At 61.7% G+C, this 14,842-nt stretch carries 16 protein-coding genes; 11 read left to right on the forward strand and 5 right to left on the reverse strand.

What is annotated here, in order from left to right:
- Positions 1-20 precede the first annotated feature (20 nt).
- The 3 genes from NKJ89_RS24310 (at position 21) to clpA (ending at position 3,453) form a co-directional block, all read left to right on the forward strand.
- Positions 21-350: a phasin family protein gene (locus tag NKJ89_RS24310; RefSeq protein ID WP_023759263.1), complete on the forward strand. Its 330-nt coding sequence runs from the start codon at positions 21-23 to the stop codon at positions 348-350.
- Between the two features lie 298 nt (positions 351-648).
- On the forward strand, positions 649-978 hold the full coding sequence (gene clpS / locus NKJ89_RS24315) for an ATP-dependent Clp protease adapter ClpS (protein WP_010909565.1): 330 nt from the start codon (positions 649-651) through the stop codon (positions 976-978).
- 6 nt (positions 979-984) lie between these two features.
- Positions 985-3,453, forward strand: a complete 2,469-nt coding sequence (gene clpA / locus NKJ89_RS24320; protein WP_352606226.1) for an ATP-dependent Clp protease ATP-binding subunit ClpA — start codon at positions 985-987, stop codon at positions 3,451-3,453.
- A gap of 211 nt (positions 3,454-3,664) precedes the next feature.
- Here the strand turns inward: clpA and NKJ89_RS24325 are convergent, their stop codons facing one another.
- The 4 genes from NKJ89_RS24325 to NKJ89_RS24340 all read right to left on the reverse strand — a co-directional run bounded on the left by NKJ89_RS24325 (position 3,665) and on the right by NKJ89_RS24340 (position 6,661).
- A complete protein-coding gene (locus tag NKJ89_RS24325; protein ID WP_352606228.1) occupies positions 3,665-4,096 on the reverse strand; it encodes an HIT family protein in 432 nt (143 codons plus the stop codon).
- A gap of 92 nt (positions 4,097-4,188) precedes the next feature.
- Positions 4,189-5,403, reverse strand: a complete 1,215-nt coding sequence (locus NKJ89_RS24330; protein ID WP_352606230.1) for a GNAT family N-acetyltransferase — start codon at positions 5,401-5,403, stop codon at positions 4,189-4,191.
- A gap of 50 nt (positions 5,404-5,453) precedes the next feature.
- Entirely contained in the window at positions 5,454-6,182 is a 729-nt protein-coding gene (locus NKJ89_RS24335) for a glycerophosphodiester phosphodiesterase (RefSeq protein WP_352606232.1), read from the reverse strand.
- Between the two features lie 14 nt (positions 6,183-6,196).
- Positions 6,197-6,661: a RidA family protein gene (locus NKJ89_RS24340; protein ID WP_352606234.1), complete on the reverse strand. Its 465-nt coding sequence runs from the start codon at positions 6,659-6,661 to the stop codon at positions 6,197-6,199.
- Positions 6,662-6,799: 138 nt separating this feature from the next.
- On the opposite strand from NKJ89_RS24340, the gene NKJ89_RS24345 reads away from it, so the two are divergent.
- The 6 genes from NKJ89_RS24345 (at position 6,800) to tsf (ending at position 11,969) form a co-directional block, all read left to right on the forward strand.
- A complete protein-coding gene (locus NKJ89_RS24345; protein ID WP_023759257.1) occupies positions 6,800-7,627 on the forward strand; it encodes a cell envelope integrity EipB family protein in 828 nt (275 codons plus the stop codon).
- Between the two features lie 165 nt (positions 7,628-7,792).
- A complete protein-coding gene (locus NKJ89_RS24350) occupies positions 7,793-9,031 on the forward strand; it encodes a lysophospholipid acyltransferase family protein (protein WP_352606236.1) in 1,239 nt (412 codons plus the stop codon).
- A 59-nt stretch (positions 9,032-9,090) separates the two neighbouring features.
- Positions 9,091-9,369: a DUF4031 domain-containing protein gene (locus NKJ89_RS24355; protein WP_352606238.1), complete on the forward strand. Its 279-nt coding sequence runs from the start codon at positions 9,091-9,093 to the stop codon at positions 9,367-9,369.
- Positions 9,366-9,974, forward strand: a complete 609-nt coding sequence (locus NKJ89_RS24360; RefSeq protein ID WP_352606240.1) for a LysE family translocator — start codon at positions 9,366-9,368, stop codon at positions 9,972-9,974. The genes NKJ89_RS24355 and NKJ89_RS24360 overlap by 4 nt, the downstream gene beginning before the upstream one ends.
- Positions 9,975-10,149: 175 nt before the next feature.
- Positions 10,150-10,938 (forward strand): 30S ribosomal protein S2, encoded by a 789-nt coding sequence (gene rpsB / locus NKJ89_RS24365; RefSeq protein ID WP_023759253.1) that lies wholly within the window; start codon positions 10,150-10,152, stop codon positions 10,936-10,938.
- Positions 10,939-11,048: 110 nt separating this feature from the next.
- Complete coding sequence (tsf, locus tag NKJ89_RS24370; RefSeq protein WP_352606242.1) at positions 11,049-11,969, forward strand: translation elongation factor Ts; 921 nt, start codon at positions 11,049-11,051, stop codon at positions 11,967-11,969.
- A gap of 12 nt (positions 11,970-11,981) precedes the next feature.
- On the opposite strand, the gene NKJ89_RS24375 is transcribed toward tsf, so the two are convergent.
- Positions 11,982-12,917, reverse strand: coding sequence for a LysR family transcriptional regulator (locus NKJ89_RS24375; RefSeq protein ID WP_352606244.1), 936 nt, complete (start codon positions 12,915-12,917; stop codon positions 11,982-11,984).
- Between the two features lie 129 nt (positions 12,918-13,046).
- Here NKJ89_RS24375 and NKJ89_RS24380 point away from each other — a divergent pair, with 129 nt between their 5' ends.
- Both NKJ89_RS24380 and NKJ89_RS24385 read left to right on the forward strand, forming a co-directional pair.
- The gene (locus NKJ89_RS24380) at positions 13,047-13,589 is read left to right on the forward strand and encodes a nuclear transport factor 2 family protein (RefSeq protein WP_352606246.1); all 543 of its coding nucleotides are present in this window, start codon (positions 13,047-13,049) and stop codon (positions 13,587-13,589) included.
- A 37-nt stretch (positions 13,590-13,626) separates the two neighbouring features.
- Entirely contained in the window at positions 13,627-14,736 is a 1,110-nt protein-coding gene (locus NKJ89_RS24385) for an aldo/keto reductase (RefSeq protein WP_352606248.1), read from the forward strand.
- Positions 14,737-14,842 lie beyond the last annotated feature (106 nt).

The raw sequence follows: 14,842 nt of genomic DNA on the forward strand, positions 1-14,842 counted from the left end.
AACCGTCAAGGGAATTAGAAATGACCCAGACCTATGAGGATTTCAGCAAATACGGCAAAGAGTTTGCCGACACCGGATTGAAGAGCTTCGCGTCGCTCTCCAAGGGCGCCCAGGCGATCGCCACCGAGGCTGGCGAATACACCAAGAAGAGTTTTGAGTCAGGCAGCGCTACTATAGAGAAGCTGTTTTCGGCCAAGTCGCTGGAGAAGGCGATCGAGATCCAGTCGGATTATGCCAAGCAGTCCTACGAGGCGTTCGTCGCCGAGGCCACCAAGATTGGCGACCTTTATGCCGAACTCGCCAAGGAAGCTTACAAGCCCTTCGAATCGATCGTTGCCAAGGCGAAGTAATTTTCGCCCGGGCGAATTAACTTCGTCCAGACACGACCCTGAGTTGGCCCTTTGGGGCCCGTAAAAAACCCGGCAGCGGAAACGTGGCCGGGTTTTTCATGTCAACTGCCGATCAAAGGCCTCGCGCCCCTTCACGATTGCGAAAATCGTCCAAGTTTGGTCACCTAGCCATATTGTCAGCTAAACAGAAGGGCTTAAAATCGTCCATCGAACACCTACATGTCGAGTTCGCATGGGGATTCGAAAGAGGCAGGAATACGTGACGATCGGTTTGACTGCCACGAGATGCGTGGTGCGGATGCAAAACGGCGGCGGCGACGGCAATGAGGCCGGCCGCGGGACGGCCGTCATCACGCGCACGAAAACCAAAACCAAGAAGCCCAGCCTTTATCGGGTCCTCATCCTCAACGACGACTACACGCCCATGGAGTTCGTGGTTCACGTGCTGGAGCGTTTTTTCCAGAAGGACCGCGAAGCCGCCACACGCATCATGCTTCATGTTCACAATCATGGAGTGGGCGAGTGCGGGGTCTATACATTCGAGGTGGCCGAGACCAAAGTGTCTCAGGTCATGGATTTCGCCCGACAGAATCAGCATCCGCTGCAATGCGTGATGGAGAAGAAGTGAGGTAACATGCCGGCTTTCTCCCAAGGCCTGGAAAAGGCGCTTCACCAAGCGCTGACGCTCGCCAATGAGCGGCACCATGAATACGCAACCCTTGAACATCTGTTGCTCGCGCTCATCGACGACACCGAAGCGGCTGCCGTCATGCGCGCCTGCAATGTCGATCTCGATGAGCTCAAGCATACGGTTCTCACCTATATCGACACCGAACTCGACAATCTCGTCACCGGCTACGACGAAGACTCCAAGCCGACGGCCGGTTTCCAGCGCGTCATACAGCGCGCGGTGATCCATGTGCAGTCATCGGGCCGCGAGGAAGTGTCGGGCGCCAATGTGCTCGTCGCCATCTTCGCCGAACGCGAGAGCCATGCCGCCTATTTCCTGCAAGAACAGCAGATGACCCGCTACGACGCGGTCAACTACATCTCGCACGGCATTGCCAAGCGTCCGGGCGCGTCGGAAACACGCTCGCCGCGCGGCGCCGAAGACGAGCAGGGCGGCCAGAACGGCGCCGAGCCGCAGGAGGAAGGCGGCAAGAAGAAGCAGCAGCAGGACGCGCTGACCGCTTATTGCATCAACCTCAACAACAAGGCCAAGGCCGGCAAGATCGACCCGCTGATCGGCCGCGAGTCCGAGATCAACCGCACCATCCAGGTGCTGTGCCGCCGCTCCAAGAACAACCCGCTCTATGTCGGCGATCCCGGCGTCGGCAAGACGGCGATAGCCGAGGGCCTGGCCAAGCGCATCGTCGAGGGTGACGTTCCCGAAGTGCTGCACAACGCCACCATCTTTGCGCTCGACATGGGCACGTTGCTGGCAGGCACGCGCTATCGCGGTGACTTCGAGGAACGGCTGAAGCAGGTCGTCAAGGAGCTCGAGGACTACCCAGGTGCTGTGCTGTTCATCGACGAGATCCACACGGTGATCGGGGCAGGGGCCACATCAGGCGGCGCCATGGACGCGTCGAACCTGTTGAAGCCGGCCTTATCGTCGGGTGCGATCCGCTGCATCGGTTCGACCACCTACAAGGAATTCCGCCAGTTCTTCGAGAAGGACCGCGCCCTGGTGCGACGCTTCCAGAAGATCGACGTCAACGAGCCGACCATCGAGGATGCCATCGCGATCATGAAGGGCCTGAAGCCCTATTATGAGGAATTCCACAAGGTGAAGTTCACCAACGAGGCGATCAAGGCCTCGGTGGAGCTGTCGGCGCGCTACATCAACGACCGCAAGCTGCCGGACAAGGCGATCGACGTGATCGACGAGACCGGCGCCTCGCAAATGCTGGTGCCGGAAGCCAAGCGCAAGAAGACCATCGGCATCAAGGAGATCGAAGCCACGATCGCCACCATGGCGCGCATCCCTCCGAAGACGGTTTCGGCCGACGACGAGAAGGTACTGCAAGGCCTCGATATCGAGCTGAAGCGCGTCGTCTATGGCCAGGACACCGCGATCACCGCGTTGACCTCGGCCATCAAACTGGCGCGTGCGGGCCTGCGTGAACCGGAAAAGCCGATCGGTTCCTACCTGTTCTCCGGCCCGACCGGCGTCGGCAAGACCGAAGTGGCCAAGCAGTTGGCCGCCTCTCTCGGCGTCGAGCTGATCCGCTTCGACATGTCGGAGTACATGGAACGTCACACCGTATCGCGGCTGATCGGTGCGCCTCCCGGCTATGTCGGCTTCGACCAGGGCGGCCTTTTGACCGACGGCGTCGACCAGCATCCGCATTGCGTGCTGTTGCTGGACGAAGTCGAGAAGGCGCATCCGGACCTGTTCAACATCCTGTTGCAGGTGATGGACCATGGCAAGCTGACGGACCACAACGGCAAGCAGATCGACTTCCGCAATGTGATCCTGATCATGACCACCAATGCGGGTGCGTCGGATGCGCAGCGCGCGGCGATCGGCTTCGGCTCGACCAAGCGCGAAGGCGACGATGTCGAGGCGATCAACCGGCTGTTCACGCCGGAGTTCCGCAATCGTCTCGATGCGATCATCCCGTTCGGCTCGCTGCCGGTACCGGTTATCCATCAGGTGGTGCAGAAGTTCGTCATGCAGCTCGAGGCCCAGCTTTCCGAGCGTGGCGTCACCTTCGACCTGTCGCCGGATGCGATCGCCTGGCTCGCCGACAAGGGATATGACGAGCGCATGGGAGCGCGGCCGCTCGGCCGGGTGATCCAGGAGCACATCAAGAAGCCGCTGGCCGACGAGGTGCTGTTCGGCAAGCTCAAGAAGGGCGGCACGGTGCGGGTCACCGTCGAGAAGAAGGAAACCGGCGAAACCGGCCTGAAGCTCGAATCGCTCGCCGACGAGGCACCGGTCAAGCCGAAGAAGGAAGAGCCGGAAGAAACGCCGAAGCCCAGAAAGGCCGTGGCGAAAAAGCCTTCGGCCAAGAAGCTGGTGGCGCAGAAGCCCGAAGCCAAAGGCAAGGACGGCGGCAAGCGCAGCCTCGTGCCGCAACTGCCCAGAAAGAACTGACCTTGATGAAAATGAAAAAAGCCCCGGAGACGGGGCTTTTTTCATTGGAGCGGAGCTGCTTGTCGGTGTTCGCTGCCCGGTCGAATCATCATGAAGAGGCGTGCCGCCATAGCGCTGCCGGCGGCTGGAGCAAGGCATCGCACGGCCGAGTGCGATCGAGCGATTGGCTCAGCCCGACTAAAACTGTTCCAGTTCGCCGGCGATTGCGGTGTCAGCCTTGGAGCGCCGCCCGTATCTTTTCGGCGTTTTCGGCCAACACCTCCGGCTTTTCCATCGCGCCCGTGTGTGGCTTCAGCGGGATGCCGTCGAAGCGCGGGATGACATGCACATGGAGATGATAAACGGTCTGGCCCGAGGCCGGCTCATTGAACTGCATGACGGTGACGCCTTCGGCGCCGAAGGCCTTTTTCACCGCCTGCGCCACTTTCTGAACGACCGTGAAAAGCGGGCCGAAAATTGACGGATCGGCGTCGAGCAGGTTGCGCGACGGCACCTTTGGCACCACAAGCGTATGGCCCGGCCCCTGCGGCATCACATCCATGAAGGCTATGAACGCATCGTCCTGGTAGACACGGTGCGAGGGAATTTCGCCGCGCAGGATCTTCGCGAAGATGTTGTCGGTGTCATAGGCGGTTTCAGCCATGGCAAATGCTCCCGATTGTGACTTTGGTGTAGCGAAGCCGTCGAAAATCGGCAAGACGATCGTCGATCCTGCCCCTCCGGGCAGCCGGGTCGCTACTCCTCCAAATCCTTGCGGAACGGGGTATGCTCTTCGAGATATTCGCTCATCCGCTCCACCTCATGGCGTTCGCGCTTGAGATAGTCGGCAACGGCGTTGCGCAGGCCGGGATGGGCGATGTAGTGCGCCGAATGCATGGTCACCGGCCGGTAGCCGCGCGCCAGTTTGTGCTCGCCTTGCGCGCCTGCCTCGACCACCTTCAGCTTGCGCTCGATGGCGAAGTCGATCGCCTGATGGTAGCAGACCTCGAAATGCAGGAAGGGATGATCCTCGATGCAGCCCCAGTTGCGGCCATAGAGTGCATCGGAGCCGATGAAATTGATGGCGCCGGCAATGTAGCGCCCGTTGCGCCTGGCCATTACCAGCAGGATGTCGTCGGCCATGCGCTCGCCGATCAGTGAAAAGAACTGCCGGTTGAGATAGGGGCGGCCCCATTTGCGGCTGCCGGTGTCCATGTAGAAGGCATAAAAATCGTCCCAGGCCTTTTCGGTGATATCCTTGCCGGTCAGCCGGTCGATCGAAATGCCATCTGCAAGCGCCTCGCGCCTTTCCTTCTTCATCGCCTTTCGCTTGCGCGAGGCAAGGGTGGCGAGGAAATCGTCATAGGCTGAAAAGCCTTCATTGAAGAAATGGAATTGCTGGTCGGTGCGGTGCAGGAAACCTGCCGCTTCCAGCACCTTCACGTCGCTCTCTTGCGCGAAGGTGACATGCGCGGAAGAGACGCCGAGTTTTTGCGTGACCGCTTTCAGACCGGCCGCGAGACCCGCCTTCACCGTGGCGCTGTCCTCGCCCTTGCTGACCAGCAGGCGAGGGCCAGTGACCGGCGTGAACGGCACAGCGCTTTGCAGCTTGGGATAGTAGCGGCCGCCGGCCCGCTCGAACGCATCCGACCAGCCATGATCGAACACATATTCGCCCTGGCTGTGCGACTTGAGATAGCAGGGCACCGCGCCGAGCAATCTTCCTTGCCCATCCTCCAGCCTGAGATGGTGGCCCTGCCAGCCGGTGCGCCGCACGGCGCAGCCGGACTCTTCGAGCGCGCTCAGGAAAGCGAATGAAACGAGTGGGTTGTAGCCATTTTCTGCGTCGCCGCGCGTGGTCCCGCCGAGGCTGTCCCATTCATCGCAGGTGAAAGCGCCGATGCCCGCGGCGACGCGGATCGAATAGTTCGCATTTGCTATTTGGCCATCGCCCTCGTCGCCTTGATCCATGAGGCTTATTTAAGCTCCGTCCCGCTCGGTACAAGTCACGTTTCAGGCACTCAGGCGACTTTGACCAGATCGGGTTCGAACCCTTCGAATGTCATCTGGTCGGCGTATCTGAAGGTCAGGTCGACAGCCGGCTGGTCATGCACGGTCCAGGTGATGACAGGCATTTTCAGCTTTTCGCGCACGAAACTGACGAACCGGTTCGGCAGATCGCCGGCGGCATAGGAGGTGAAGGCGATCTCGTGCGCAAGCATGGCGAAATGCGCTTCGATCAACCTGACGTCGTTGCCGTAGGCGGTGAGTCCCCCCGGGATACCCGGCGCATCCTTCGGGAAATCGCGGATCAACCAGTGGTCGAACGACATGATCGCGGCTTTGCCCTTGTAGCGCTTGAGCATCTTGCCGACGCTTGCCACCAGGCCTTCGTCATAGCCTGGCACGCCCTTCAGTTCGACCACCAGCGGTACGCGGCCATCGATCAGGTCGAGCACTTCCTGCAGCGTCGGCACATGGTCCGCCGTGCCACCGATCTTGAGCGCCGCCAGTTCCGCCGCGCTGCGCTGCCAGACGAAGCCGTCCTGGCCGGTCAGGCGCTTGAGATCGCCATCATGGATGATGACGGGAACGCGGTCAGACGACAGGTGCACGTCGCATTCGATGGCATAGCCACGCTCGGCCGCGGCCGCAAAGGCGGAAAGCGTGTTTTCCCAGCGCTTCTTGTTCATGTCGTGAAAGCCGCGATGGGCGACGGGCCGGGCGGTCAGCCAGGATAGGTCGGTCATATCTGTCCTCTGGCTCATTCGACTTCGAAGACGGCTTCGATTTCCACTGCGGCATTAAGCGGCAGGCAGGCGGTGCCGACAGCCGAGCGTGAATGCTTACCGCGTTCGCCGAGGGCCGCAACCAGGAAATCCGAGGCGCCGTTGGCAACCAGATGCTGTTCGACAAACTCAGGTGTCGAAGCCACGAAAACGGTGATCTTCACCAGCCGGCGGATCTTCTCGAGGTCGCCGAGCGCTGCCTTGGCCTGCGCCAGGATGTTGATCGCGCAGTGCTTTGCCGCGTCCTTGCCGCCTGCCGTGTCGACATCGCGGCCAAGCAGTCCGCTCGCCTGCAGCTTGCCGTCCTTGAGCGGCAACTGCCCGGCGGTGAACAGCAAATTGCCGGTCCTGCAATAGGGCACGTAGTTGGCAGCGGGCGCGGCGGCGACAGGAAGCGTCACGCCCAGATCGCTTAGCCGCTTTTCGATTGTTTCACTCATGGTATTTCCCTATTGCTTGGTGACGCCGCGCTGGCCGGGCCGAAATTGCTATTTTTGCCTCGCTTCCGCCATGACTTTTTTTAAGCTGGACCATCTTTCCCTGCGGCATACCATCAGCCGCGACGATCGGAGTACCTTATGCGCGCAGCGCGCCTTGCATTCCATGCCGTCCTGTTGTCGGGGATATTCTCGATCGGCCCGGCCTTTGCCGCGCCGGCGCTGCAAGCCCACCGCGCCGTCTACGACCTTACCCTGAAAAAGGCGTCCGATCAGTCCGGCATCACAGGCATATCCGGTCGCATGGTCTATGAGTTCAACGGCTCTGCCTGTGAAGGCTATACGGTGAAATTCCGTTTCGTGACCCAGATCGTGACCGCCGACAACACCAGGCTGACCGACCAGCAGACAACCACTTTCGAGGATGCCGAAGGCAAAACATTCTCGTTTGTGACGAAGTCCTTCGTCGATCAGAACCTCGACAAGGAGGTCAAGGGCATCGCCACGAAGGAGACCAAGGGCCTGAAGGTCGATATCGACAAGCCGGAAAAGAACAGCGTCGAGCTGTCGACCACCCAGTTCCCGACCCAGCATCTGGTCGAACTGATCGGCAAGGCCGAAAAGGGCGAGAATTTCTACGAAACCAATCTGTTCGACGGTTCCGAAGATGCCAACAAGGTGATGACCACCACCGTCGTCGTCGGCAAGAAAACCGATGCCGACAAGGCCGATCCGGAGGCTCCGGCACTGGCGAAGCTCGCCACCGAAAAGTATTGGCCGGTCGACATCGCCTATTTCGACGACACCGGCAAGACCGGCGAAGAGGTGCCGGAATACCGCATCAGCTTCAAACTGCATGAGAACGGCATCACCCGTGACCTCACCATGGACTATGGCGACTTCTCGATGACGGGCAAGCTGGTCAATCTGTCGCTGTTCGACCAGACGAAAGCCTGCCCGACGAAATAAGGCTTCGATCCGGACCGGTTAAGCATGCCACGCCGTGGCGAACGACTTGAACGTGCCGCAATTTTCTCTCAACCTCTCCCCAGCGTCCAGGCGCAAGGGGGGAGCAGCTTGAGCAAGATCGATGTCTTCGTTGCGCCGAGACCTAGCCGGTTACTGATCAGGGCCATGACATCCGTTAACCGGATCGTCATGCTGCGCGGCATTCCCGGATTTCGCGATCTGTTGCCGTTCAACCGCCTAGCCGGTTTGCGCGGCGTCTCCAATGTCCGCCACATCGACTTGCCCGACGCCGACCTTGAGCAGCTGAAGGCCAGTTGCGGGGCGGGGAAGGCGACCTTCATCACGCCCAATCACCCCGAGTTCTTCACCGACTGGATGATCGACAAGGAGATCGTCTCGCAGGTCAGCCCGCTCACTGCGTCATGGGCGACGAATGGCGTCGTCAACGGTCTCGGCAGAATGATGCAGAAATTCTGGCTGGCCAACAACCTGATCGCCCAGATTCCGGGCAACAGCGGGGCAGCTAAGGAACACTCCATCGCCTGGGCCTTGAAGGGCCATGGCGTGCTGCTGCATCCCGAAGGCGGCGTCGGCTGGCATGCCAATGTCGTCGCGCCGCTGCTGCCGGGTGCCGTGGAGATGGGGCTTGAGGCTCTCCGGCGCGGCCGGGCCACGGATCCGGATTTCAAGGTCTGGATCGCGCCGGTCGTCTGGAAGCTTGCCTTCACCGGGAATGTCGAAGCGGCGCTGGCAAAGGAATGCGCCTATGTCGAGAAAAGCCTGAAGATAGAACGCCAGGCGACCGACACACTGCCGCAGCGCATCCACCATGTCTATTCGACGCTGCTGACCCGCGATGAAGCCGCCTGCGGCATACAATCCGACGAAGGCGCGACATATACCGAGCGCCGGAAAGCGTTGGTCATCGAGCTCGGCCGCCGGCTCGGCGAGAGCATCTCGGCCGACACTGCCATCGATACCGCCGAGCTTCTGCGTCGGGCGCGTCGCTGGCAGCGCGAAAACACCGGCGATGCGGAACGGCAAAAGGAGGTTCGCACGCTTGCCGACACCATTCAGAGGCTACAACGCGTCGGGCCCTGGGCCTCGGCCAACCCGCGCATCACCCAGGAGGAGATCGCCGAACATCTGAAGCGGATCCGCAACGATTATTGCCGGAACGGACTACGTGACACGATGAACCGGTTCATTCCGCAGCCGGCCGGGCCGCGTTGCGCCCACATCCGGGTGCCGGAGGCGCTGGGCCTGCATGCGTATGCGGGCTCGATCGATGATGCGGTTGCCGAACTGCACCGTCGCATGCAGGAAACCGTCACCAGCACCGTGACCGAGCTTGCGGCCAAAGGCAGCTTCATTTTCTATCCGAATCCATTCTATCGTCACTGACATCCGGACGGGCCATGTGGCCGACTGTCGTGAAAGATGGAAGGCAGACAGCAAGCTTCATGGCAGTCTATGTCGACGCAGCGATCTGGAATTGGGCTGGCCATCGCTGGTGCCATCTGTTGGCCGACGACACCGACGAACTGCATCGCTTCGCCGCGGAGCTGGCGATCAAGCGTTCATCCTACCAGGGGCCGCCCAAGACATCGGCGCCGCATTATGACATAACCGGCTTCGAGCGCGACCGTGCGGTGCGGCTCGGCGCCATCGAATGCAGCCGCGAGGAGATCGTCGCGATCTTTCGGCGGGTGCGGGTGCCGAAGGGAAAGGTCCGATCGTGACGCTGACAGCATTTCTGACTTACTGCGCTGCGATCACTCTTGCCGCCGCGACGCCGGGACCGGCGATGTTCGCGGTCATCACCAACGGCGTGTCGCGCGGGTTCCTTCGCGCGTTCATGGCCGGAGTCGGTGTTGCCGCCGGCGATGCCGTGCTGGTCACACTGGCATTGCTCGGACTGGTGGCGCTGGCCCAGACGTTCGAATGGATTTTCCTGCTGCTGAAATATGCGGGCGCTGCCTATCTGATCTTTCTCGGCGTCAGGATGTGGCGCGCGGCCGCGCAATCGAATGAGCCGCAGGCGACGCAGGCAAGATTGTCGCGGTCATTCTTCCTCGGTGCGTCCATTGCGCTCGGCAATCCGAAGGCGATCCTGTTCCACGCCTCGATCATGCCGCTGATCCTGAACCTCGACACCATGACCCTTGCCGACGGCCTGCTGGTGGTCCTGGTCGTGATCAGCGTCAACATCCTCACTATGGGTTTCTATGCTGCGCTCGCGGGCAGGGCTTCGGGCTGGTTCAGGACGCCGAGGCGCATGCGACTGATGAACCGGTTTGCCGGCAGTGCCATGATCGGCACCGGGGCGCTGATTGCCGCACGCTGAGCGTGAAGCGCCGCACGGCTTGCGTTTGTCGCGTATCCCCTCTATATGCGCGCTCATTCCACACACGGACTTTGGTGTCTGCCCGGGAGAAATCCGGCTGAAACCTCCGGTGGCGTTCGAGGACAAAGTCCAAAAATGCCTGTGTCCGTGGAGGCTAACCGGAAAGGAACTTTGAATGGCACTGCCTGATTTCAGCATGCGCCAGCTTTTGGAAGCTGGCATTCACTTCGGCCACCAGACCCACCGCTGGAACCCGAAGATGGCGCCCTATATCTACGGCGCACGCAATAACATCCACATCATCGACCTCTCGCAGACGGTGCCTTTGCTGCACCAGGCGCTGAAGCAGGTGTCCGACACTGTCGCCAAGGGCGGCCGCGTGCTGTTCGTCGGCACCAAGCGCCAGGCGTCCGACATCGTCGCCGATGCGGCACAGCGTTCGGCTCAGTACTATGTCAACTCGCGTTGGCTCGGCGGCATGCTGACCAACTGGAAGACGATCTCGAATTCGATCCAGCGCCTGCGCAAGCTCGACGAGATGCTGGCCGGCGAGGCCCAGGGCCTGACCAAGAAGGAGCGCCTCAACCTCGATCGCGAGCGCGAGAAGCTCGACAAGGCGCTGGGCGGCATCAAGGACATGGGCTCGACGCCCGACCTGATGTTCGTCATCGACACCAACAAGGAAGCGATCGCCATCCTCGAGGCCAAGCGTCTCGGCATCCCGGTCGTCGCCATCATCGATTCGAACTGCGATCCCGACAAGATCGACTTTCCGATCCCCGGCAATGACGACGCGGCCCGCGCCATCCAGCTTTATTGCGATCTGATCGCCAAGGCTGCGATCGACGGCATCGCCCGCCAGCAAGGCGCGCTCGGTATCGACATCGGTGCTTCGGTCGAAGCCCCGGTCGAGCCGGCGCTCGAGCCGGCCCCGGCCCCGGCGTCGGAAGCCCCCGAAGCTTGACAATCGAAGGCCGGTTGCGGCCTTCATCTTTCTCATATTTTGGCACGCTAAACAGACGCATCATCGAATATCGATGGTGCGTCGGTGCATTTAAAACCAAAGAGGCGACAATGAGCATTTCGGCTGCACAGGTCAAAGAACTCCGCGACTTGACCGGCGCGGGCATGATGGATTGCAAGGCGGCGTTGACCGAGACCAACGGCAACATGGAAGAAGCCGTCGACTGGCTGCGCAAGAAGGGTATTTCCAAGGCCGACAAGAAGGCTGGACGTACTGCAGCGGAGGGCCTGATCGGCGTCGATTCCGGCGTTCGCGAGGCTGCCGTGGTAGAAGTCAATTCCGAGACCGACTTCGTTGCCCGCAATGCCGCGTTCCAGGAAATCGTCGCCAAAATTGCCAAGGTTGCTCTGGCCTATGGCACGACAGAAGCTGTGGCTGCCGCAAAGTATCCGGGTTCTGACAAGTCGGTTGCCGATACAATCAAGGACGCTGTCGGCACCATTGGCGAGAACATGGGCTTCCGCCGTTCGGCCAAGCTGACCGTTCCGCACGGTGCCGTCGCGACCTACGTCCACAACGCGGTTGCCGATGGTCTCGGCAAGCTCGGCGTTCTGGTCGCCATCGAGACCACGGGCAACGAGCATGCAGCGCATGCTTTCGCTCGTCAGGTCGCCATGCATGTTGCCGCCACCAATCCGATGGCGCTGACCGCTGAGCAGATCGATCCGGCCGCGGTCGAACGCGAGAAGGCGATCTTCTCCGACCAAGCGCGCCAATCCGGCAAGCCGGAAGCGATTATCGAGAAGATGGTCGAAGGCCGTCTGCGCAAGTTCTACGAGGAGGTCGTGCTGCTGAAGCAGGCTTTCGTGCTCAATCCCGACATCACCGTCGAGAAGGCGCTGAAGGATGCCGAGAAGGACATCGGCGCGCCGGCCAAGATCACGGCTTACCTGCGCTTTGCGCTGGGCGAGGGCATCGAGAAGGAAGAGACCGATTTCGCGGCGGAAGTCGCGGCCGCGGTCAAGAAGTAACTTCCTACCGCTTTATTCCGAAAGCGTTTTTCGGCCGGATGTCCGCAGGGATGTCCGGCCGATTTCTTGTGCGGTGTCGATAAAGGCCCGCAGTTTCGGCGCCATCGCCGCCCGGCGCGGGAAATAGAGGAAAAGGCCGGGTTCCTCGATTGCCGACTGCGGCAGAACCTGCACCAGGCGGCCGGCCGCAAGATCGGCGCGCGCCAGCGGCTCGAACATATAGGCAAGGCCCACTCCGGCAAGCGCCAGGGCAATCGCCGCGAGCGAATCCGTGACGATGGCCGTACCGCCGGTCTCCATGACGACATCCTTGCCATCTTCGGTCAAATCCCAGCGATAGAGGGCACCGGAGCGGACAAGCCGGTAGCCGATGCAATTGTGGTTGGCGAGATCGGCGACGCAACGCGGACGGCCGCGGCGTCCGATATAGTCGGGAGAGGCGACGATGACGGCTTTGAACGGAGGCGTGAGCCGCACGGCCACCATGTCCTGCGCGATCATCTCGCCCAGCCGGATGCCCGCATCAAAGCCTTCGCCGACGATGTCGACCAGCCCCTGGTCGGCGAAAATCTCCACCGTAACGTCCGGATAGCGCTCGGCCATCGCCGCGACGACAGGCGTCACCGCCAATGGAATCGCGATGGTGGAGGCGTTGATCCTGAGCAGGCCGGAGGGCCTGCCCTTGACGCTGCGGATTCGGTCGATCCGTTCACCAATATCCTGAAGGGCAGGGGCCGCGGTCTCCACCAACGCCTTTCCGGCTTCGGTCAGCGAAACGCTGCGCGTCGTGCGTGCGAACAAGGGCTGGCCGATACGCTCCTCGACCAGCCGCACGGCATGGCTGACCGCTGACGGGCTCATGCCGAGTTCGGCCGCCGCAAGCGCGAACCCGCCGCGCCGGGCAACGGCAACGATCACAGGCAAATGTATGAGGAGATCGCGGTCCATTCATGAGCAATATCGCATTGTCTTTGCGAACTATGCAATCTTATCGACGCCGATTCAGTGGTCTACTTTGTCGCCAACACATCGGCGCCCACACTTTGCCGATCGACTGATGGCATCAGGAGGAGAGACATGAATGCGTTGAAGCACGTAACGTTCGCGGCAGGCATGGCGCTGGCGCCCATTGATACCGGCGGGGCGGAACCTTCCGGCTGGCAGGCGCTAGCGGACGAACGCGCGGTCATCCGGATAGCCGATGGCATCGACCGCGCCGTCGACGCGCAGGACTGGAAACTGGCGCGCAGCTATTTCGCGGATCGGGTCACCGCCGATTTCAGCAGCCTGTCCGGGCAGCCGGCGGCCAACATCGCCTCCGACGACCTGATCGGCGCCTGGGCCGGCAACCTCAAGGGTAGCAAGACAAGCCTGCATCTGCGCACCAACCATCAGGTCGCTCTCCAGGCGAACACGGCGACGGTCCGTTCGAACGGCTATGCCTGGAACCGGATGGAGGGCAATGGCGACCCGCTTTGGGAAGTCTGGGGCACCTATGAGCATCACTTGACGCGCTCCGCCGCCGGCTGGAAGGTCGACGGCTTCGCGTTCCACATGACGCATGAGCGCGGCAACCCGTGGGTCAAGGCAACCCCGGGCAATGACACGGCGGGCCAGTGACGCCACGGCATTCACCAGCAAGCATTGGAAGACGATCATGACCATGACCTATTACACGCTCGGCAACAGCGGCCTCAGGGTCAGCCGGCTGGCGCTCGGCACGATGACTTTCGGCAAGGAATGGGGGTGGGGAGCAGACAGGGACACGGCCCGCGCCATGTTCGACGCCTACGTCGAGGCGGGCGGAAATTTCTTGGATACGGCGGACCTCTACACTGGCGGCACGGCCGAAGCCTGGCTTGGCGAATTCATCGCCGAGCGAGGCTTGCGCGACACCGCGGTGATCGCCAGCAAGTTCACCATGAACATGCAGCCGGGCAATCCGAATGCCGGCGGCAACGGCCGCAAGAACATTATGCGGGCGGTTGATGCCTCACTGAAGCGGTTGGGCACTGACTATATCGATCTCTATCTCATGCATGTGTGGGACAGGCTGACGGCGGCCGAAGAGGTCATGCGTACGCTGGATGACCTGGTGCGGATGGGCAAGGTGCGCCATGTCGGCCTGTCCGATGTGCCGGCCTGGTATGCGGGGCGCGCGCAGACGATTGCCGAACTGCGCGGATATGAGCCGGTTTCGGCCCTGCAACTCGAATATTCCCTGGCCGAACGCGCGATCGAGAACGAGTTCGTGCCTTTCGGCTTGCGCCATGGCGCCGGCATCATGGTCTGGAGCCCGCTCGCCGGCGGGCTGCTCAGCGGCAAGTATCGGCCGGCCCGGGCCGGAAATGTGGGCCGGCTCGACGGGTTCCGCAATTCGACGCATCCGGGCTTCCAGAAATTCACTAAGCGTAACTGGGCCATCGTGGCCGAACTCGAGAAGGTTGCATCCGAACTCGGCCGCAGCATGCCACAGGTCGCGCTCAACTGGGTGGCGACGCAGCCGGGGATCGCCACCGTCATCATTGGTGCGACCACGCTGGCCCAGATCCAGGACAATCTTGGCGCGCTGGACTTCGAGATTCCGCCAGGGCTTCGCGACCGGCTGGATTCGGTCAGCAGAACGCCCGCGTCGTTCCCCTATTCCTATTTCGGGCCGCAGATACAGGCGCGCGTCACAGGCGGTGCCGCAACCGGCGACAAGCCCTCCGGCTACGCATCGCCGGTGCTTGTCGAGGGCGAGCCAGCCAGCGTGTCCGCCGACTGATCGATCCGGCAGGTTACCACCAATTTGCCGGTCGGGGGGGCGCGGGGCCCCCGGGCCCCGCGGCGGGGTGGTAAGCCCGAGTTAGGTGGGGGGGATGGGGGGGGGG

The organism is Mesorhizobium sp. M0047 (assembly GCF_040323315.1).
GTDB lineage: Bacteria > Pseudomonadota > Alphaproteobacteria > Rhizobiales > Rhizobiaceae > Mesorhizobium.

Bases quoted from the DNA above. Each gene is read 5' to 3' on its own strand.
- NKJ89_RS24310 (WP_023759263.1), top strand. From the start codon at position 21: ATGACCCAGACCTATGAGGATTTCAGCAAATACGGCAAAGAGTTTGCC.
- clpS (WP_010909565.1), top strand. From the start codon at position 649: ATGCAAAACGGCGGCGGCGACGGCAATGAGGCCGGCCGCGGGACGGCC.
- clpA (WP_352606226.1), top strand. From the start codon at position 985: ATGCCGGCTTTCTCCCAAGGCCTGGAAAAGGCGCTTCACCAAGCGCTG.
- NKJ89_RS24325 (WP_352606228.1), bottom strand. From the start codon at position 4,096: ATGGCTGAAACCGCCTATGACACCGACAACATCTTCGCGAAGATCCTG.
- NKJ89_RS24330 (WP_352606230.1), bottom strand. From the start codon at position 5,403: ATGGATCAAGGCGACGAGGGCGATGGCCAAATAGCAAATGCGAACTAT.
- NKJ89_RS24335 (WP_352606232.1), bottom strand. From the start codon at position 6,182: ATGACCGACCTATCCTGGCTGACCGCCCGGCCCGTCGCCCATCGCGGC.
- NKJ89_RS24340 (WP_352606234.1), bottom strand. From the start codon at position 6,661: ATGAGTGAAACAATCGAAAAGCGGCTAAGCGATCTGGGCGTGACGCTT.
- NKJ89_RS24345 (WP_023759257.1), top strand. From the start codon at position 6,800: ATGCGCGCAGCGCGCCTTGCATTCCATGCCGTCCTGTTGTCGGGGATA.
- NKJ89_RS24350 (WP_352606236.1), top strand. From the start codon at position 7,793: ATGACATCCGTTAACCGGATCGTCATGCTGCGCGGCATTCCCGGATTT.
- NKJ89_RS24355 (WP_352606238.1), top strand. From the start codon at position 9,091: ATGGCAGTCTATGTCGACGCAGCGATCTGGAATTGGGCTGGCCATCGC.
- rpsB (WP_023759253.1), top strand. From the start codon at position 10,150: ATGGCACTGCCTGATTTCAGCATGCGCCAGCTTTTGGAAGCTGGCATT.
- tsf (WP_352606242.1), top strand. From the start codon at position 11,049: ATGAGCATTTCGGCTGCACAGGTCAAAGAACTCCGCGACTTGACCGGC.
- NKJ89_RS24375 (WP_352606244.1), bottom strand. From the start codon at position 12,917: ATGGACCGCGATCTCCTCATACATTTGCCTGTGATCGTTGCCGTTGCC.
- NKJ89_RS24380 (WP_352606246.1), top strand. From the start codon at position 13,047: ATGAATGCGTTGAAGCACGTAACGTTCGCGGCAGGCATGGCGCTGGCG.
- NKJ89_RS24385 (WP_352606248.1), top strand. From the start codon at position 13,627: ATGACCATGACCTATTACACGCTCGGCAACAGCGGCCTCAGGGTCAGC.